The sequence below is a fragment of the Agromyces sp. NPDC052230 genome (assembly GCF_040679595.1).
GTDB lineage: Bacteria > Actinomycetota > Actinomycetes > Actinomycetales > Microbacteriaceae > Agromyces.
Genome location: NZ_JBFAVC010000001.1, coordinates 947,199 through 965,223, shown reverse-complemented (window position 1 = coordinate 965,223; position 18,025 = coordinate 947,199). Strand labels below are relative to the sequence as shown.

Genomic DNA, 18,025 nt, shown 5'->3' with positions numbered 1-18,025 from the left:
CCGACGCGCTTGAGGAGTTGGCATGACAGTTACACCGGCGATCTCGACGATCGAGGACATCAACAGCCTGGCCGGCCGAGAGCTCGGACCGTCATCATGGCGGGAGATCACGCAGGACGACATCGACCGTTACGCGGATCTCTCGGGCGACGACAACCCGATCCACGTCGACGCCGAGGCCGCCGCGAGGTCGCCGTACGGCGGGACCATCGCGCACGGGTTGCTCACGCTCAGCATGGTGGTGCGCCACCTGCGCGAGATCTACCAGGTGCAGGGCGCGAGCATGGGCATCGTGTACGGGTTCAACAAGATCCGGTTCCCGAACGCCGTGCCGTCGGGTGCGCGCATCCGGGTCCGCGGCGTCGTGAAGTCCGTGACCGAGGTCGAGGGCGGCTGGCAGGTCGAGCTCCCCCTCACGTTCGAGGTCGAGGGCGCCGAGAAGCCGGCGTGCGTGGCCGAGCTCGTGCTGAGGCACTACCGATGAGCGCGGTGCGACTCGACGGCCGCGTGGCGATCGTCACGGGCGCGGGCCGCAGCCTCGGACAGGCGTACGCGATCGCACTGGCCGACGCCGGCGCCGCCGTGGTGGTCAACGACGTCGACGAGGCGAGTGCCGCCCAGACGGTCGAACGGATCACCTCCGCGGGCGGCAGGGCGGTCGCCTCCATCGGCGCCGTCGGCTCCGCCGAGACCGCCCAGGCGCTCGTCGACGCCGCCCACGAATCGTTCGGTCGCCTCGACGTGCTGGTCGCCAACGCTGGAGTGCTGCGCGACCGCGTGCTCTGGAAGATGAGCGACGACGACTTCGACGCCGTGGTGACGACCCACCTGCGCGGGGCCTTCACCTGCGGGCGCGCGGCCGCGACCTACCTGCGCGAGCAGGGCGAGGGCGGGCGCATCATCCTCATCGGGTCGCCGGCCGGCCAGTTCGGCAGCTTCGGACAGACGAACTACGCCGCCGTCAAGGCCGGCGTCGTGGCCATGGCCCGCACCTGGTCGCTCGAGCTGGGCCGGGCAGGGATCACGGCGAACGCGGTCATCCCGATCGCGCTCTCGCCGATGACGGCGACGATCCCAAAGTACAAGGACGTCTACGAGCGGTACCTCGCCGGCGAGCCGATCCCCGCGCAGTACCGTCACGACAACGCCCTCGGAACGCCCGAAGATGTCGCTCCGCTCATCGTCTGGCTCGCGTCCGAGGACTCGCAGGACGTCACCGGTCAGGCGATCGGCATCGGCGGCGACAAGCTCACCCTGTACTCGCACCCGGCCGAGCTGGCCGTCGAGTACTCCGACGGCGGGTGGAGCGCCGACGGCATCGGCGACGCCTGGCGTTCCGGCTTCGCCTCTCGGGCCCAGCCCTCAGGGCCCCCCTCGCGCAATGGAGGAACCCAGTGACCGCAGCACCCCACTACAGCGATCTCTGGCAGGGGATCGCCCGCGAAGATCCTGAGCGACTCGCGATCATCACCCGCGATGACACCGTGACGTACGGGCGGTTCGCCGCTGAGGCCGGCGCGCTCGCCCGATACTTCACGGAGCGCGGACTCCGACTCGGGGATGCCGCGGCCATGCTCGTGTACAACCGGCCCGAGTACCTCACCTTCATGTGGGCGTGCCTGTCCATCGGCGTCGCGCCGGTGGCGATCAACTATCGGTACCGAGCAGGCGAGGTGCGTGCGCTCCTCATCGATTCGGGCTCCAAGGTGCTGCTCGTGCCGACCTCGCTCGGCGAGATCGCCCAGGAGGCCGCGGACGGACTCGAGCCGCCGGTCGACATCATCACGGTCGACGACGGCGGCGAGCCGTTGCCCGGCGCCGTGCGATACGACGACCTCGTCGCCGAGGGCGGCGAGATGCCCGCCGCCGCGCCGCGCGGCGCCGACCTCCGGCTCTACACCGGCGGCACGACGGGCATGCCCAAGGCGGTCGTCTGGGACCTGGACACCCTCCTCGTGGCCCGGCAGCAGTCGACGTGGGGCGTCATCGGGATCACGCCTCCCGAGGACGTCGAGGGCGCCATCCGCATCGCCCTCGATCCGGCGACCCCACGTGTGGTCACCCTCCCGCTCACCCCGCTCATGCACGGCACCGCGCAGTCCACCACCATGGGCACGCTCGCACTCGGTGGCACGGTCGTGCTCCACGCCGCGCCGCGCATGGACATCGACGAGGCGCTGCGCCTCATGATGGAGCACCGGGCGACGCGGCTGATCGTCGCCGGTGACGCGCTCGGGCTGCCGCTCGCCGAGGCCGCCGAGCGGACCGGCGCAGGCCTCCCTTACGTGGAGACGATCTTCAGCTCGGGCATGCGCTTCAGCGACGACGTCAAGCGACGCCTGCACCAACTCGGCAACCTGACGATCATCGACATGCTGGCTTCGAGCGAGGGCGGGCCGTACGCGTTCGGCATCACGAAGAGCGTCGACGACCTTCCGGCGAGGTTCATGATCACCCCCGGCACCGTGCTCCTCGACGAGAACCTCAACGAGATCCAGGCCGAGGCCGGAGCCCTCGGCATCCTCGCCTTCCGCGGCATCCTGCCTGCCGGTTACTACGGTGACCCCGAGAAGACGGCGGAGAACTTCCCGACCATCCGCGGGCATCGCTACGTGATGCCGGGCGACTGGGCACGTGCGCGCGGCGACGGCTCCATCGAGCTGCTCGGCCGGCTCAGCGCGGTCGTGAACACGGGTGGCGAGAAGGTCTTCCCGGCCGAGGTCGAACACGCGCTGCTGGAGCATCCGGCCGTCGACGACGCCGTCGTCTATGGCCTGCCGCACCCTCGCTTCGGCGAGGTGGTGAGCGCGACCCTCGCGCCGACGCCGGGCATGACGATCGACATCCCCGAGCTGCTCGCCCACCTCGACGAGCACCTGGCCGGCTACAAGAAGCCCCGCCACGTCTTCGTGCGCGATTCGCTCGAGCGCACTCCGACCGGCAAGGTGGAGCTCGAACGGGTGAAGGCGGATGCCGCCCGCGAGCTCGCCGAGCGCGAGCTCGCCGAGCGCGAATCCGCGGATCGGGAGCCTGCGGAGCTGGGCGGATGACCGGCGGCAACTGGCCGGGGTTCGACCTCGACAACCTCACGGCGATCGACCTGCACGTGCACGTGCAGGTCGACAGCTCGGGGCGCACGGCGTCGCCGCCCGCGTTGTCGCAGGCGATGGCGGCGTACTTCAAGAGCAGCCACGGGCCGCGCACTGTCGACCAGACCGCGGAGTACTTCCGCGAGCGCAGGATCGGCGCCGTGGTCTTCACGGTCGACGCGACCACGAACCTCGATCACGCGCCCAACAGCGTCGACGACCTCGTCGAGGGAGCGAAGCGCAACGCCGACGTGCTCATCCCGTTCGGCAGCGTCGACCCCCTGCAGGGTGAGGCCGCCGTCGAGGAGGCCCGCCGGCAGGCGCTCGAGCTCGGCGTGCGCGGCTTCAAGTTCCATCCGACCGTGCAGGCGTTCGACCCGTCGTCGCCCGAGTACACGCCGCTCTTCGGCGCCATCGAGGAGCTCGGGCTGCCGATCATCGTGCACACCGGGCAGACGGGTGCGGGCGCGGGCCTTCCGGGCGGGTGGGGGTTCCGGTTGTCGCTGTCGAACCCGATGCTGCTCGACGACGTCGCGGCGCGGCATCCGGACCTCCAGATCGTCATGGCCCACCCGAGCGTGCCCTGGCAGGACGAGGCCCTGTCGGTCGCCACGCACAAGGCGAACGCGTGGATCGACCTCTCGGGCTGGTCGCCGAAGTACTTCGCGCCGTCGCTCGTGCGGGCCGCGCGAACGTACCTCAAGCACAAGGTGCTCTTCGGCACGGATTTTCCGGCCCTGACGCCCGAGCGGTGGCTGGGCGACTTCGAGCTGCTCGAGCTCGACGGCGACATCCGAGAGCTGATCCTGAAGCAGAACGCGGTGCGCCTGCTGGGGCTGGGCGAATGAGCACAGCGCCGCCGACCGACCTGTTCGGGTACACCGAACTCCTCTCCGACGTCGAGCGCGCGAAGCTGCAGTCGCTTCGCGACCTCCTGGAGGAGCGCGCCCGCCCGCACCTCACCGAATGGTGGGAGCGTGGCGAGTCGCCGGCGCACCTGCGCGCGGAGATCGCCGCACTGCGCCTCGAGGACGACCCCGAGCTGCTCGTCGATGACGGCCAGCCCAGCGCCTTCTATCTCGGCTTCAAGCACTTCGAGATGGCGCGATTCGACATGTCGATCGGCACGCTCTACGGCGGGCAGGTGGGCATGTTCCGAACCGTCGTGCGCGAAGGGGGTTCGCCCGAACAGGTCGCGAAGTGGGATCCGCTCATCCCGTCGTTCGAATTGAGTGGATGCTTCGCCCTCACCGAACCCCAGCACGGGTCGGATGTCGCGGGCGGCCTCGAGACGACCGCCACGCGCGATGGCGACACCTGGCGCATCACGGGCCACAAGCGGTGGATCGGCAACGCCGCGCTGTCGGATGTGATCCTCGTGGTGGCGAAGGACGCGGCCGACGGACGGGCGAAGGCGTTCCTCGTGCCCCGCGAGGCGCCCGGCGTGAGCCTCACCGACATCGGCGGCAAGATCGCACTGCGAATGGTGCGCAACGCCGACATCGTGCTCGACGACGTGCAGGTTCCGGAATCCGATCGCCTGCAGCGCATCGAGTCGTTCCGTGACATGTCGGCGATCCTCGCGAAGCTGCGGTACGTGATCGGTTGGAATGCCGCCGGACTGCAGACCGGCGCCTACGAGGCGGCGCTCGCATACGCGCTGCGACGTGAGCAGTTCGGGCGGCCCATCGCCGGGTTCCAGTTGATCCAGGAGAAGCTCACGCGCATGCTCGGCAATGCCACCGCGACGCTCGCGATGGCGGTGCGGCTCACCGAGCTGGCCGAACGCGGGCCGTTGGGCGACGAGCACGCGGCGCTCACCAAGACCTGGGCGGCCGATCGCGCGCGCGAGACCGTCGCGCTCGGTCGCGAGATCTGCGGTGCCGAGGGCATACGGGTCGACAACGACGTGGCGCGCTACTTCGCCGACTGCGAAGCCCTGTACACGTTCGAGGGCACGCACGAGATCAACTCGCTCATCGTCGGGCGGGCCATCACGGGGCTGAGCGCGTTCACGCGCTGAGGGGCGTCCGGGGGTCGCATCGCGCGACGTGGAAGCGTTCCCGTCCGATCGTGGGCCACACGGGGATCGTCGGGTCGTCGCCGCAGCTGGACGAGCCGCGCGGGTCTCACGGGCCACGGGCTGCGCACACGAGATAATGAAGCATGTCCTCCTCCGTCGAACGCCGCTCCAATCCGACTGCCTGGGCCGCGTTCTGGTTCGCGCTGGCCGGTCTCGTGCTGATGCCCATCCCGCTGTTCATCGGGCTGATCCTCGGCGGCGGCCTCTCGATCGTCGCCGCAATCCTCGCCGTGATCGCCCTCTTCAAGGGGCTCGCGCGCAGCGGCAAGGGCATCGCGCCCGTCGTGTTCGCCGCGATCTTCATCGCGCTCACGTGGGGCGGCATCTCGGTCGGCGGCGGCACCATCTGGTAGGTCGACCGGCCGGGTTGATCCATCAGCGCGACGAGTCGCGTTCGGCTACGGGATGCTTCCGCCACGTCCTACGGGACGATAGGTTCTTCGACATGCCACGTCTTCCGTCGCTCGTCGCTGCGGCGGCCGCCGCGTTGTGCTTGGCGGCATGCGCCAGTCCGCCGGTCGCCGTCGAACCGGCGACGACGCCTGTTGCACCCGGTGCGACGGCGGCGGCAACCTTGGCACCCGGCGAGGAACCGTCCTTCGCCTTCGCGGGTGACTGCGATTCCATGGTCACTGAAGCGGAGATCGAAAACCTGGTCGGTGCGGATGTGACTCCGCTGCCTGCCCAGTCCAGCGGGCGCGCCTCAGCCGTCGAGGTGCTGGGAGGGCTCGCCTGCGGATGGGGCGGTGGCGACTACGCGTGGTACGTCGTCCTGACCGTGATCCCTGCAGAAGGCCTCGAGGCCACGATCGCAGAGTACTCGTATCCGGGCGGCCAGGATTGCTGGGGCCAGAACGAAGTCGGCGCTGGGGGATCGTGCTATTTCGGCCGAGTGGTCGCCGGCTACTGGCTTGCCGGGGTCTTCCAGGTCGAGAGCGGTACCGGCCTGTTCCCGACTGACAGCATCGACGGGCTCGCAGCGATCGTCGAGGAGCGAGCGACCGATCATCCGGCGACGCCGGTCGCGTTTCCTGCCGGCATGTGGAAACCGATGCAGTGCGGGGCTCTCAGCGACGGCGTGGCGGAGAAATACCCCGGCGAAAGCGGGGCCGTTTCCGGAACCACACTCACGGGCTTCGTCGGTCCCGGTTTCCCTGCCGCCACCGTGACCGTGGGCGAGATGCGCTGCAATTGGTCGCACTCGCATCGCTTCGTGACGGAGCTCATGCCCGGGGCGGGCTGGGCGATCGAAAGGCTGACCGACACAACACCGATCCCGGTCGACGGCGCTGTCGCGGCGGTCGTGCAACATGAGGATGATGGCTCCGCACGCATCACGGCCACCGACGGCGTGAACCTCGCTTGGATCACGGCGCCGGAGGGAGTCTCAGAAGTTGAGGCTGCCGCGTTCCTGGCAGCCGTCATGCAGGCTGCCGCCGGCTGAACCCGGGGCGTCATCGAGCCACTCCCTTCGAAACCGATGATCCAGAGGCGCGGCCCGCCGCCGGGGAGGACCCAGAAGGGAAAGGCGAGCCTTTCATGATGGCGCGGCCAGTAGAGCTGAACGCCGAGGAGTCTGCGGCTCGAATCCCGCTCTCTCGACGATTCCCATGCCGCCCTGCCGTGGCGGCCATTCGTGAGGATTCATGGCAGGAATACCGCTCTCCGTGTCCTCTCAGACTCTAGGCCTGGGCGGTGACCCCGGTCATGGTGGTCCCATGCCCGAAACCATCGAATTGAACGTCGTGCGAACCACCGTCCAGGTCGACGGCCATGAGGCCAGTTACCTGACGGTCGAGCAGGACGGCCCGGTCGTGCTGCTGCTTCACGGCACCTACTGGAGCCGGGTCTGGCTTCCGGTGCTGGGCAGCCTCGCTGAGGCAGGGCTGCGGCCTATCGCGGTCGATCTGCCCGGGCTGGGTCGCTCAGGAGGCGAGCTCACCCTGGAGACGGCCGCGGTCCCGGCTCTCGCGGAATGGGTGGCGCGGTTCGCGACCGCACTGAAACTCTCCGGACCGGTGGCCGTGGCGGGCCACGACATCGGCGGTGCCGTCGCCCAGCACCTCCTCGTCCACCATCGAATGGAGGTGCCTGCGTTGGCCCTGGCCAATTCGGTCACCTATGACTCCTGGCCTGTGCCCGGCGTGGCCCGGTTCCGGAACCCCGAGGTCGTGGCTGCGACCACCGCCGAGGACGTGCTCACCGCCCGCCGGCAATCGGTGACCACGGCACTCGCCGGTGCCGCCACTGAAGCACTGATCGCCGAGTATGTCGATCCGTGGACCGATGCTCGCGTTCGCCGCTCCTGGATGGCCTTGGCGGGCGCGGCCGACAACCGCTACACCCTCGATCTCGTTTCCGCCCTACAGCAGTCCGCGACGCCGAAACTGCTCATCTGGGGCGAGGACGATGGTTTTCAGAAGGTGGAGTACGCCGAGCGGTTCGCCAGGGAGATCCCGCACACCACACTCGTGCGCATCCCGGACGCAGGACACATCCCGATGGAGAACGCACCCGACCGGATCGCCGGCACACTCGTCGAGTTCTTCATGCGGTAGGGAGACCAGCGGCATTCCCGAGTAGATACGGTGAGTCTCATGGTGAGCGTGAGTCAGGAAACAATCGAAGAGACCGAGCGGCGGCTGAAGGGCGTCATCGCCGCGGCTGACCTGGTGGTGCTCGACGGGGTGTGGGCGTTCAACGAGTCACCGCTCGAGCAGCCTCCGATGCTGACCTCGGATGTGCTTGCAGTTGTCAGGGACGAGGACCGCTGGTCCTGGCTGGCGCCCGCGGAGTCGGAGGCGGCCGAGCAGTTCGCGCTCTTCTCGTTCCACTTCCCGCCGGCCCACGACAACAGCGGGTTCGTGGGATGGCTCGCCAGCGAGCTCAAGCGGCGCTTAGGTACGGGCGTCTTCGTCATCTGCGGCCAAAACTCTGCCCGAGGTGGCATCTACGACTATTGGGGCTGCCCCGTCGAACTCCGCGACCAAGCGCGGCAGGTGCTCGACGACCTCCGCGGCGACCGGTAGATGAGCGAGGATCCCCAGCGCGCCGCGTGGCAGTACCGGCGCGGGAAAGCCCCTTGAGGGCTTGACCGGGCAGCACGACCCCGACTGGTGGATTCGTCGCAAGATCGAGCGCGAGCAACTGAGCGGACTGGGCCCGCCCGCGCTCACCCTGCGGGTCGAGAACGCTCAGCTCGCTGTCACGGTGCGCGGCGCCTCCGTGACCAGATCGGAGCGAGCTGCGTGATCACCATCTCCACACCGTCCGCAATCGTGCCGTCGGAGCCGCTCGCCCAGTGCGCCATCGCGGCATCAAGGGCCCCCAGGTAGGCGCCAGCGACGACCGCAGCGGCCGCCGGTTCGAGGGGGTGGCCGCGCGCCTCGTCGGTGAGCACGGCGACGAGTCGTTCCGTCCAGGACGCGTTGGCGAGGAACGCCGTCTCGATGGCCGGCGTGGTGGCGATGATGCGCCATGCCGTCCGGAGCTGCTCGCGCTGTGCGTCGAGGTGCGACCCACCGGCGCGCGCCGCCCGTTCGAAGACGACCCGGGCGGGGGTGTCGGCCGCAAGCTCGTCGAGCACCTGGTCCCACGAGGCCGTCGCTTCCGCGGTCAGGTCGAGCAGGATGCGGTCCTTCGACGGGAAGTGGCGATACAGCGTGCGTCGGGACACGCCCGCCGCGTCGGCGATCTCCTCCATCGTGACCGCGTCGTAGCCCTTCGATTCGAACAGCCGTAGCCCCACCTCGATGATCTCGCTCCTGGTTGCCCGATGCCGACGCGCGCGCAGGTCAGGCATCGGTGCTCGCCGAGTGAATCGTCATCGCCCCCGCCGACCCGTCGGTCGGTTCGCCCGGAACACGAGGGCGGCGGGGACGAAGAGCGCCCAGAAGCCCGACTTCGGCATCAGCGTGACGCCCCAAGCGGATGCAACCGCAAGTGCCCAGCCGAGCTTCTTCGGTGGAGCGCCCACACGCAGTTCGCACCAGCGGACGACTCCGCCGAGGAGGCCCCAGCCGATCCCGGTCATGATGTACCAGAACCCAACGCCGCGGAGCGGGATCAGGGCGGGGTCACGCTCGACGGCGCCCACGACGCCGGCGTCGAGCGTGCTGCGCAGGGAGTCGGGGTACACCAACGGTGCGGCGGCGAGATGGCCGGCCGCGATCGCGAGCAGTGACCAGCCGACGAGGGGTCGTGGAGCCCCGCGGCCGGACGAGGAGCGCCGGTGGACAAGTTGTCTCATTGTGCCAGTATGGCACAATGAGACAGAAACCCGAACAGCAGATCGCCGACACCATCACTTCCGGGCCCTCGGGCGCAAGAGGATGATGAATCCATGCCCGCTGCCCACCGTCCCGGTCTTCGGGTCGACTCCGGACTCACGATCCCCGAGTCTGAGCTGTCGTGGCGGTTCTCGCGGTCATCGGGTCCGGGCGGGCAGGGTGTGAACACTGCCGACTCCCGAGCGGAACTCGTGTGGGATGTGGCAGGCTCGGCCGTCCTCTCTCCGCTCCAGCGAGAGCGACTCCTCGAGCGTCTGAGCAGTCGCGTCGTCGACGGAGTGCTGACGATCACCGCATCCGAACACCGCGCGCAATTGCGCAACAGGAACGCTGCGCGCGCTCGGCTCGCCGCCGTCGTGGCCGACGCTCTGCGGCCGCCATCACCGTCGCGACGACCGACGCGTCCGAGTCGCGGTGCCAAGGAGCGGCGCTTGGAAGCGAAGAAGCGGCGCACCGACGTCAAACGGCTGCGTCGCCCACCTCACGACTGACCATCGAGGCGGCACTCCTGGTGATCGGATCGGACCGCGAGAGTAGGGTGCGGGACGAGGTGGGTGAGCAGGCTTGAGGTCGAAGGGGGCACCATGATCGCAGCGCTCAACCGACTCGTCGAATACGTCGACGGTCACCTCACCGAGGAGATCGACATCGCGGGTTTGGCGACAGGTCTCGGCACGACGGAGTACCATCTCCGCCGGATGTTCTCATCGCTCGCCGGTATGCCGCTCTCGGAGTACATCCGGAGGCGTCGCATGGCGGTCGCAGCAGCCGACGTGCTCGCAGAGGGCGAGCTGCTGGGCATCGCAGTGCGGTACGGGTACGGCTCGACCGAAGCATTCGGCCGAGCGTTCCGATCAGTGCACGGTGTCAGCCCCGGCGACGTGCGCCGAAACGGCGGTCCCCTTCATACGCAACCACAGCTCAGGTTCCGCCTGACCGTAGAAGGGAACACCACCATGCACACTCGCATCGCAGATCGACCCGCGTTCCGACTCGTCGGCCACGCCGCCCGTGTGCCGCTGATTCATCACGGCATCAACCCGCACATCCAAGCGCACATCGATTCGCTCTCCGCTGCAGAGCACACCCGACTCAAGGAATTGAGCGATACGGAACCGGCCGGACTGCTTCAGGTGAGCGCTGACGTCGACCCCGACTACGCCGAGGGCACCGAGCTGACCTACCTCCACGGAGTCGCCGTCACTGAAACGACACCCGTGCCCGACGACCTCGACGCAATCGAGGTTCCTGCCGGCGCCTGGGCGGTGTTCCGAGCCGAGGGAGCGTATCCGGCAGTCCTGCAGTCCACATGGGCGGCGACCGCCACCGACTGGTTCCCGTCCAACCCCTGGCGGCTCCGGCCGGGACCGTCGATCGTGGCAATCCTTGATCGCTCCGTCGACTTCAGCACCGCGACCTGCGAGCTGTGGCTGCCGGTGGAGAGAGCCTGATCGATCACGCCACGAAGCGTAACCGATGTGTTACGCTTCGTGCGTGGACGCATTCGAGGCGCTCGCCGACGAGACGAGACGGCGCATCCTGATGGTGCTCGCCGACGAGCCGCGAACGGCGGGCTCACTCGCCGCGCGTGAGCCGCACAGCCGTCCGGCGGTGAGCCGGCACCTTCGGGTGCTGCGCGAGTCGGGGCTCGTTCGCGCGGATGCCGTCGGGCGCACCCGGGTCTACTCGCTCGACCCGACGGCACTCGCCCCGGTGCGGCAACTGCTCGCAGCGCTCGACGGGGGCGCTGCCGCCGCCGCTGACGTCGGCTCGCATCATCCGTCGCCCGCATCTCCGCCCATCGCGCCCGAGCGCTTCGACGCCCTCGACCTCGAGGTGCGCCGAGCGGCTCGCGAACCTGGCACCACCGAACGAGAGGGAATCGCATGACGAACGAGGCACCGACCACCACCCCGACCCCCACCGGCAGCATCGCCGATGGCCTGCTCGGCCAGGAGATCCAACTCACCCGGCAGTTCCGGGCGCCGATCGACGCCGTCTGGGCAGCGATGACCGAATCCGAGCGGCTGGAACGGTGGATCGGCCGGTGGGAGGGCGACCCGCGCACCGGACGTGTCGACTTCTTCATGACCGCCGAGGGCGAGGATCCGCCCGCCGAGGAGTACCGCATCGAGGTGTGCGAACCGCCGCACCGCTTCGCAGGAACGACCTCGGTGGGCGACGACCAGTGGCGCCTGCGTTTCGAGCTGAGCGAGTCCGGCGGGGTGACCACGCTCCTCTTCGCCCAGGCGATGGTCGACGATCTCGGCAACGTCGGCCCGGGATGGGAGTACTACCTCGATCGCCTCGACGCGGCGCTCGCCGACCGCAACGTTGCCGCCGTTTCGTGGGACGCGTACTATCCCGCGATGCGCACGTACTACGAGGGGCTGAGTCGTTAGGTCTCCGTGCACAGAGCCGGACACTCGGCCGCCAAGACGACGCGGCATCGTTCCGTCGGGTTCACTCGTGTTCTGGCAACAGCGGCGGCGACCAGCCCGGATCACGACCGAGCTGCGCAGCTCGCGCGACGGACGCCGCGCCGAAGCGATCGCGTACCGCGTCGAGCACCGTGTCGAGGCGCACCCCGTCGTCCCAGTCGATCGGCAGCTCCGGCTGGATGCTGTCGGCACGCGCCAGTTGCGACAGCGAGATGCCGATCAGGGTGATCCCGCGCTCGGCGATCTCGGGCTGCGCGCCGGCGAGCAGCCCTCGCGCGACGGTGAGGATCACGGCGGTGCGGTCGGTCGCCGAGCGGAGGGTGCGCGATCGGGTGGCCTTTGCGAAGTCGCCGTAGCGAAGACGCAGCACGACCGTGCGGCACACCCGGTCCCGATCGCGGAGGCGGCGGGCGAGCCGATCGACGATCTGGGTGAGGATGAGGTCCAGTTCGTCGGCTGGGCGCGGGCGGGTGCCGAGCGCGCGCTGAGAGCCGATGGAGCCGCGGCGGTGCGTGGTGTCGACCGGACGTGGGTCCCGTAGCCGGGCCAGCGCGTGCAGATGCGTGCCGGTCGCCTTGCCGAGCAGCCTCTCCGCGGTCGCGGCTTCGAGCTCGGCCAATTGCCCGACGGTCGTGATGCCGAGCCGGTGCAGCTTCTCGGCGGTCACGGCACCGACTCCCCACAACCGTTCCACTGGCAGCGGGAGCAGGAACGCCTGCTCCCGCTCGGGCTCGACCACCAGCAGCCCGTCGGGCTTGCTGACCGCGCTGGCGACCTTCGCGAGGAACTTGGTCCGCGCGATCCCGACCGAGATGGCCAACCCGACCTCCGCACGAACCCGCTCACGCAGTCGCACCGCGATCTGCTCGGGCGTGCCCGCGATGCGTCGGAGACCCCCGACCTCCAGAAACGCCTCGTCGATGGAAAGCCCCTCCACGAGCGGCGTCGTATCGCGGAAGATCGCGAACACGGCCCGACTGGCCTCCGAGTACGCGTCCATCCGTGGCGAGACGACCACGGCGTCGGGGCACAGGTCGCGCGCCTGCCGGCCGCCCATCGCGGTGCGCACCCCGCGGGCCTTCGCCTCGTAACTCGCCGCCAGCACGACACCACCGCCGACGATGACCGGCCGGCCGCGCAGCTCGGGCGCGTCACGCTGCTCGACCGAGGCGTAGAACGCGTCGAGATCCGCGTGCAACACGGTCGCCTCGCCCCGCATCCCGCCCTCCCACCGATCGTCCGTCATGCGGATCGTCGCATGCACCGGGGACACGGATGCGCCTCTGGAACTCATCGACCCGGCTCGGTAGCGTGCAACGCATGGCCATCAAACTCGAGAACGTCGGGATCGCCGTTCGCGATCTCGAATCAACGATCGCCTTCTTCACGGACCTCGGGCTCAGCGTCCTCGGCCGCGACACGGTCAGTGGCGAGTGGACCGACACCGCCGTCGGCCTCGACGGCAACCACGCCAGGATCGCGATGCTCCAGACACCGGACGGGCACGGGCGCCTCGAGCTCTTCGAGTACATCCACCCCGAAGCGATCGAGACGGAACCCACCCGTCCCAACGAGATCGGCATGCACCGCGTCGCGTTCTCAGTGGACGACATCGACGAAGCCCTCGAGATCGCGGCCAGGCACGGCTGCCGACCGCTACGCGGTGTGGCCACCTATGAGGACGTCTACAAGCTCACATATGTCCGCGGGCCCAGCGGCATCATCGTGATGTTCGCAGAGGAACTCAAGAAGACCTGACGGAAAGATCTCGCACCCGCTCTGTCGGATTCTGGCAATGGTGTTCGTGGAAGGTATGAGCGGCGACCACCGTGGGCGCCCCGCAACCAGCAGGAGATGATCCGACATGCAGTACCTGGTTTCCGTGATTCACGACAGGCTCGAACTCGCTCCCTCGAACGAGATGGCCGCCATCGACGCGTTCAACGACCGGCTGCAATCAGAGGGCCACTGGGTCTTCGCCGGCGGTCTCGGGTTTCCCGACACGGCCACCGTCATCGACAACCGGGACGATCAGGCGATCTTCACCGACGGGCCCTTCATCGAGTCCAAGGAGTACCTCGCCGGGTTCTGGATCATCGAGGCACCCGACCTCGACGTGGCGCTCGAGCTCGCCGCCGCAGGATCCAAAGCCTGCAACCGGAAGGTCGAGGTGCGGCCGTTCGTGGATGTGGGCGAGTGAGCGACATCCGGAATGTGATCACCCGGACATACCGCGAGGAGTGGGCGCGCGTGGTCGCCTCCCTGACGAGGCGTTTCGGCGACCTCGACGTCGCGGAGGAGGCGGCGGCCGAGGCGTTCGCGATCGCCGTCGAGCGGTGGCCCACCGACGGTCTTCCCCCGAACCCCGGTGCGTGGCTGACCACGACGGCGAACCGCAAGGCCATCGATCGGATCCGGCGCGAGCACAAGCGTGGCGACAAGCAGCGGGAGGCGCTCATGTTGTCCGACCATGATCCACCAGAGCCGCTCGGTGCCATCGACGACGACCGGCTTCGGCTGATCTTCACCTGTTGCCACCCGGCGCTCGCGATCGAGGCCCGGGTAGCGCTGACCCTCCGCTTGGTCGGCGGCCTCACCGTGCCCGAGATCGCCCGTGCCTTCCTCGTGCAGGAGAGCACCATCGGGCAACGCATCACCCGCGCCAAGGCGAAGATCAAGGCAGCCGGCATCCCCTATCGGGTGCCATCGGCGGGAGATCTTCCACCTCGTGTCTCCGGGGTTCTCGCCGTCCTCTACCTCGTGTTCAACGAGGGCTACCTCGCGACCGGTCCCGATACCGATCCCGTACGTCACGACCTGACTGCCGAGGCGATCCGGCTCACCCGCCTGATCCATGCCCTCATGCCCGAGGACGGCGAGGTGACCGGGCTTCTCGCGCTGATGCTCCTCAGCGAGGCCCGTCGCACCGCCCGGGTCTCGGTGAACGGCGAACTCGTCAGCCTCGACGAGCAGGACCGCGGCGCCTGGGATGCTGCACTCATCGCCGAGGGCCATCAGTTGGTACGTGAGCGGCTGGCCACCCGAGAGGCCCCCGGCCGCTACCAGCTCCTCGCGGCGATCAATGCCGTGCACACCTCCGCCCGCGACATCCGCGACACCGACTGGTCACAGGTCGTCGCACTCTACGACCAGCTCGTCCGCCTCGACCCGTCTCCGATCGTCGCCCTCAACCGGGCCATCGCCGTCGCCGAGATCGACGGCCCCGACGTGGCACTGGCTACCGTCGAACGACTCGCCGACAGGTTGGCCGGATACCACGCCTACCACGCGACCCGCGCCGACCTGTTGCGGCGGCTGGGCCGCAGCCATGAGTCGCGCGCGGCGTACGACAACGCCATCGAGCTTGCGGGCAACACCGGCGAGTCCGCCTACCTGACCCGCCGCCGCGACCAGTTGCGGTAGTTGCCGAAACCGATTCAGTCGAGCGAGTGCCCCTGCGAGAGCAGACCGCCAGGGTCGTAGTGCGCCCGGATGTCTCGCAGCCGTTGCAGGTTGGTCCCGTAGAACGCCTCGGCGTGGCGAAGCTGGTCGGAATCGGCGAAGTTCTGGAACGCCCGGCCGGTGCTCGAAGGTCGTGTGGCGTCGGCCATCCGCTTGAGGTGTTCCGACGCGGCATCCCGTGCATCGGAGGGTGCGCGCAACGGAAGGGTGGTGGTGAGTTTGAGGAGGAAGGCGGCGTGCCGGTGGACGAACGCGCTGTCGGCGTCGGCGGTGCGGTTGTAGGCGCCGCCCCACGGCATGAAGTCGAGTTCACGGGCGTGCTCGTGTCGCCGCTCCGTGGCCACCACCTCGAGAAGCCGATCCGTGGTGCGAGGCGACATGGGGCCGTCGAAGTACTGCGACGTCGAGTACAGGAGCTCTTGGGTCGCCTCGGCACCAGGCTCGCTCTCACCGCCGGCTCCGGTATCGGCAGTGGCTTGGCCGAGATCGGCCCAGAACCGCCTTGCGCCGCGAGCGTCCGTCTCCATGCTTGCAACGTCGGCGGCTGCGGCACCCGCCTCGCCGAGTTGTCGAGTGAACCGGTGCATCCGACGCACGCCATCGCCGGGGTCGCCGAACCAGGTGGCGTACAGGTCGACCCGCGGCTCCTCGACGGCGGGTACGGTCACTTTCAGGCTGGCGGCAAGGGCGTCGGGTTCGTCGGGTGCCCACCGTTGCCAGGCGGCGATGACGTTCGAGGCGGCGGCGATGGGCCAGCGGGCATGGAACGTGACCGCGTGGCCGGGGGCCGGCACCGCTTCGAAGGTGAGGGTGGTGACGACGGCGAGGCCGGCGGTGCCGCCGCCCCGCAGCGCCCAGAACAGGTCGGGATGCTGGTTCGCGTCGCAGGTTACGAGGGTGCCGTCCGCGAGAACGGCCTCGGCCCGGATGAGGCGGTCGCTCGTGACACCCCAACTGCGACCCAGGATGCCGAGCCCGCCGCCGAGGGTGAGCCCGGCGATCCCGACCGTCGGGCAGGTGCCGCCGGGAATGGTCAGGCCATGGGGAGCCAGGGCGTCGTAGAGCTGACCGAGCTGGACTCCGGCGCCCACGATGACTCGGTTGCCGGTGATGGTGATGCCGTCCATGGGGCCGGTGTCGACGACGATTCCAGTGGTCGTCGACAGTGCGGCGAAGCTGTGTCCGCCGCTTCGGATCGCGACGGGCATGCCGTGCTGCCGGGCGAAGGCGAGCGCAGTGGCGACGTCGCGATTGGAGGCGCACCGCACGATGATCGCGGGCTGTACCTCGCGGTGGCGGCCGTTGAAGGTGCGGGTCGCGTCGGCGAAGCCTGGAGCGCCCGGCGCCAGCGCCTCACCATCGAGGCTTCCGCGGAGATCGCCCAGTGCGTGCTGAAGTGCCATCGAGGTCCTCCTCCATGGGTCACGCGACATCCGATGTCAGTCGTCCATGCCATCGTGCCGTATGGCCACCCACGTAGCGCTACTGCGCGGAATCAACGTCGGCGGCAGGAGTCCGATCCGCATGCAGCACCCGAACGGATGCTTCAGCAGTGCTTCGATATCCCGATCCCCACGCTGGTTCGATCACGAGACGAGCTTCATGCGACGGTCCCATCCGCGCCCACCGGGCACGGCTCCGAGGAGCTGCGGGTCGACGAGGCCTGAACTGCTGCCCTATCCGGCGCGCTCCCACGTGATGTCCTGAAGCGGGAACCGCTCGTCGCCCGTGCCGGCTCCCTGCATGTCCCGTGATCCCTCCACCGGCATGCCGATGGCCGCCATGCTGGTCACCTCCCAATGCGCGGGGATCTGGAACTCATGGGAGACCCCGTCGCGATCGAACGCGCGGAACTGGTGCACGAAGAGCCCCATCGTGTGAGCCTGGAACGTCATGTGGGCGACCGCCTGCCCGAGGTCGTAGTGCGCGAACTCGGAGTACTCCATGTCGCTGTCTTCGACGAAGCGGTGTGCGAGATTCGCGACGAGCACACTGGCGTCGGGTGCCCATCTCGCCGCGCTTCGGGCGAGGTGACGTCGGAGCCGCTGGTGCACCCGGTCGCCGCGCCGGCCCACGACGAACGACCACGGCTGCGAATTGCCGGCCGATGGCGCGCGGCGTGCCGACTCGAGGAGAAGGTCGACCTCTCCACTCGACAAGCTGTGCCCCGCGTCGAATCGGACGGGGCTGTAGCGATCAAGGGTGAACGCGTGGGGCATGACATGGGCGCCGTCGGTCACACTGGTGGCAACCGACCTGCGACGCGGTTCATTCCGCGCCCGTGCTCGGCGTCAGCGTCCGCTCGGTTCGCGGGTCAGGCCTCGTAGGACGCGTGCGACTCGTACCGCACGAGGGTGGGCCGTGCGGCAAGGAGCTCGGCGAGGCCGGGCACGGCGCCCTCCCCCGCGCGGAAGTCGCGGTAGGCCTGCTCCGCCTCCCACGACTCCCAGGTCTCGTAGAGGGTCCAGTGGGCTGGGTCGTCACGGTTCACGAGCCATTCGAGGCGCTCGAATCCGGGGAATGACCGCGTGTCCTCGAGCAGGTCCGCCACCACGGCGTGCGCTTCATCCAGGCGTGCGGGATCCATGCGGAACTCGACGATCGCGATGTGTGCCACGTTGCCTCCTTCGTGCGCGGCATCCGAAGGTCCTCGTGATCCGC

The 18,025-nt window shown here is 69.0% G+C and carries 23 protein-coding genes and 1 pseudogene; 18 read left to right on the top strand and 6 right to left on the bottom strand.

The features are described 5' to 3' along the window. Positions 1 to 22 precede the first annotated feature (22 nt). The 10 genes and pseudogenes from AB0K73_RS04805 to AB0K73_RS04760 all read left to right on the top strand — a co-directional run. The gene (locus AB0K73_RS04805; protein WP_360510311.1) at positions 23 to 484 is read left to right on the top strand and encodes a MaoC family dehydratase; all 462 of its coding nucleotides are present in this window, start codon (positions 23 to 25) and stop codon (positions 482 to 484) included. After that, the gene (locus tag AB0K73_RS04800; protein ID WP_360510313.1) at positions 481 to 1,398 is read left to right on the top strand and encodes an SDR family oxidoreductase; all 918 of its coding nucleotides are present in this window, start codon (positions 481 to 483) and stop codon (positions 1,396 to 1,398) included. The genes AB0K73_RS04805 and AB0K73_RS04800 overlap by 4 nt, the downstream gene beginning before the upstream one ends. Next, a complete protein-coding gene (locus tag AB0K73_RS04795; protein WP_360510315.1) occupies positions 1,395 to 3,050 on the top strand; it encodes an AMP-binding protein in 1,656 nt (551 codons plus the stop codon). Before AB0K73_RS04800 ends, AB0K73_RS04795 begins: the two co-directional genes overlap by 4 nt. Next, positions 3,047 to 3,937, top strand: coding sequence for an amidohydrolase family protein (locus tag AB0K73_RS04790; protein WP_360510317.1), 891 nt, complete (start codon positions 3,047 to 3,049; stop codon positions 3,935 to 3,937). Before AB0K73_RS04795 ends, AB0K73_RS04790 begins: the two co-directional genes overlap by 4 nt. Continuing rightward, a complete protein-coding gene (locus tag AB0K73_RS04785; protein ID WP_360510319.1) occupies positions 3,934 to 5,112 on the top strand; it encodes an acyl-CoA dehydrogenase family protein in 1,179 nt (392 codons plus the stop codon). Before AB0K73_RS04790 ends, AB0K73_RS04785 begins: the two co-directional genes overlap by 4 nt. A 143-nt stretch (positions 5,113 to 5,255) precedes the next feature. Further along, positions 5,256 to 5,525: a hypothetical protein gene (locus tag AB0K73_RS04780; protein ID WP_360510321.1), complete on the top strand. Its 270-nt coding sequence runs from the start codon at positions 5,256 to 5,258 to the stop codon at positions 5,523 to 5,525. A 92-nt stretch (positions 5,526 to 5,617) separates the two neighbouring features. Continuing rightward, entirely contained in the window at positions 5,618 to 6,616 is a 999-nt protein-coding gene (locus tag AB0K73_RS04775) for a hypothetical protein (RefSeq protein ID WP_360510323.1), read from the top strand. A gap of 274 nt (positions 6,617 to 6,890) precedes the next feature. Beyond that, complete coding sequence (locus AB0K73_RS04770) at positions 6,891 to 7,730, top strand: alpha/beta hydrolase (RefSeq protein WP_360510325.1); 840 nt, start codon at positions 6,891 to 6,893, stop codon at positions 7,728 to 7,730. A 48-nt stretch (positions 7,731 to 7,778) separates the two neighbouring features. Further along, positions 7,779 to 8,201 (top strand): DUF6196 family protein, encoded by a 423-nt coding sequence (locus AB0K73_RS04765; protein ID WP_360510327.1) that lies wholly within the window; start codon positions 7,779 to 7,781, stop codon positions 8,199 to 8,201. A gap of 37 nt (positions 8,202 to 8,238) precedes the next feature. Further along, positions 8,239 to 8,370, top strand: a pseudogene (locus AB0K73_RS04760) (DnaJ family domain-containing protein); the annotation flags it as partial. Positions 8,371 to 8,377: 7 nt separating this feature from the next. Here AB0K73_RS04760 and AB0K73_RS04755 read toward each other — a convergent pair. Both AB0K73_RS04755 and AB0K73_RS04750 read right to left on the bottom strand, forming a co-directional pair. Further along, positions 8,378 to 8,974 carry a helix-turn-helix domain-containing protein gene (locus tag AB0K73_RS04755; protein WP_360510329.1) on the bottom strand — a complete coding sequence of 199 codons (597 nt, stop codon included), beginning with the start codon at positions 8,972 to 8,974 and terminating at the stop codon, positions 8,378 to 8,380. A gap of 21 nt (positions 8,975 to 8,995) precedes the next feature. Beyond that, positions 8,996 to 9,421 (bottom strand): DUF6463 family protein, encoded by a 426-nt coding sequence (locus tag AB0K73_RS04750; RefSeq protein ID WP_360510332.1) that lies wholly within the window; start codon positions 9,419 to 9,421, stop codon positions 8,996 to 8,998. A gap of 93 nt (positions 9,422 to 9,514) precedes the next feature. Between AB0K73_RS04750 and arfB the strand changes: the two genes are divergently transcribed. From arfB to AB0K73_RS04730, 4 genes are all read left to right on the top strand, one after another. Next, positions 9,515 to 9,952: an alternative ribosome rescue aminoacyl-tRNA hydrolase ArfB gene (gene arfB, locus AB0K73_RS04745; protein WP_360510334.1), complete on the top strand. Its 438-nt coding sequence runs from the start codon at positions 9,515 to 9,517 to the stop codon at positions 9,950 to 9,952. 93 nt (positions 9,953 to 10,045) lie between these two features. Then, positions 10,046 to 10,912: an AraC family transcriptional regulator gene (locus tag AB0K73_RS04740; protein ID WP_360510336.1), complete on the top strand. Its 867-nt coding sequence runs from the start codon at positions 10,046 to 10,048 to the stop codon at positions 10,910 to 10,912. Between the two features lie 43 nt (positions 10,913 to 10,955). After that, entirely contained in the window at positions 10,956 to 11,351 is a 396-nt protein-coding gene (locus AB0K73_RS04735; protein WP_360510338.1) for a metalloregulator ArsR/SmtB family transcription factor, read from the top strand. After that, positions 11,348 to 11,863 carry an SRPBCC family protein gene (locus AB0K73_RS04730; protein WP_360510340.1) on the top strand — a complete coding sequence of 172 codons (516 nt, stop codon included), beginning with the start codon at positions 11,348 to 11,350 and terminating at the stop codon, positions 11,861 to 11,863. The genes AB0K73_RS04735 and AB0K73_RS04730 overlap by 4 nt, the downstream gene beginning before the upstream one ends. Positions 11,864 to 11,924: 61 nt before the next feature. Here AB0K73_RS04730 and dinB read toward each other — a convergent pair whose 3' ends face one another. Then, positions 11,925 to 13,121 carry a DNA polymerase IV gene (gene dinB, locus AB0K73_RS04725; RefSeq protein WP_360511245.1) on the bottom strand — a complete coding sequence of 399 codons (1,197 nt, stop codon included), beginning with the start codon at positions 13,119 to 13,121 and terminating at the stop codon, positions 11,925 to 11,927. 101 nt (positions 13,122 to 13,222) lie between these two features. On the opposite strand from dinB, the gene AB0K73_RS04720 reads away from it, so the two are divergent. From AB0K73_RS04720 to AB0K73_RS04710, 3 genes are all read left to right on the top strand, one after another. After that, entirely contained in the window at positions 13,223 to 13,660 is a 438-nt protein-coding gene (locus AB0K73_RS04720; protein ID WP_360510342.1) for a VOC family protein, read from the top strand. A 106-nt stretch (positions 13,661 to 13,766) separates the two neighbouring features. Next, positions 13,767 to 14,102 carry a YciI family protein gene (locus AB0K73_RS04715; protein ID WP_360510344.1) on the top strand — a complete coding sequence of 112 codons (336 nt, stop codon included), beginning with the start codon at positions 13,767 to 13,769 and terminating at the stop codon, positions 14,100 to 14,102. Further along, positions 14,099 to 15,325 carry an RNA polymerase sigma factor gene (locus AB0K73_RS04710; protein ID WP_360510346.1) on the top strand — a complete coding sequence of 409 codons (1,227 nt, stop codon included), beginning with the start codon at positions 14,099 to 14,101 and terminating at the stop codon, positions 15,323 to 15,325. The genes AB0K73_RS04715 and AB0K73_RS04710 overlap by 4 nt, the downstream gene beginning before the upstream one ends. Positions 15,326 to 15,339: 14 nt before the next feature. On the opposite strand, the gene AB0K73_RS04705 is transcribed toward AB0K73_RS04710, so the two are convergent. Beyond that, positions 15,340 to 16,767: an FAD-binding oxidoreductase gene (locus AB0K73_RS04705; RefSeq protein WP_360510348.1), complete on the bottom strand. Its 1,428-nt coding sequence runs from the start codon at positions 16,765 to 16,767 to the stop codon at positions 15,340 to 15,342. A gap of 46 nt (positions 16,768 to 16,813) precedes the next feature. On the opposite strand from AB0K73_RS04705, the gene AB0K73_RS04700 reads away from it, so the two are divergent. Continuing rightward, on the top strand, positions 16,814 to 17,071 hold the full coding sequence (locus tag AB0K73_RS04700; protein ID WP_364774902.1) for a DUF1697 domain-containing protein: 258 nt from the start codon (positions 16,814 to 16,816) through the stop codon (positions 17,069 to 17,071). Here the strand turns inward: AB0K73_RS04700 and AB0K73_RS04695 are convergent. Both AB0K73_RS04695 and AB0K73_RS04690 read right to left on the bottom strand, forming a co-directional pair. Then, a complete protein-coding gene (locus tag AB0K73_RS04695; protein WP_360510352.1) occupies positions 17,041 to 17,583 on the bottom strand; it encodes a nitroreductase family protein in 543 nt (180 codons plus the stop codon). The genes AB0K73_RS04700 and AB0K73_RS04695 overlap by 31 nt on opposite strands. Positions 17,584 to 17,678: 95 nt before the next feature. Next, a complete protein-coding gene (locus AB0K73_RS04690) occupies positions 17,679 to 17,981 on the bottom strand; it encodes an antibiotic biosynthesis monooxygenase (protein WP_360510354.1) in 303 nt (100 codons plus the stop codon). Positions 17,982 to 18,025 lie beyond the last annotated feature (44 nt).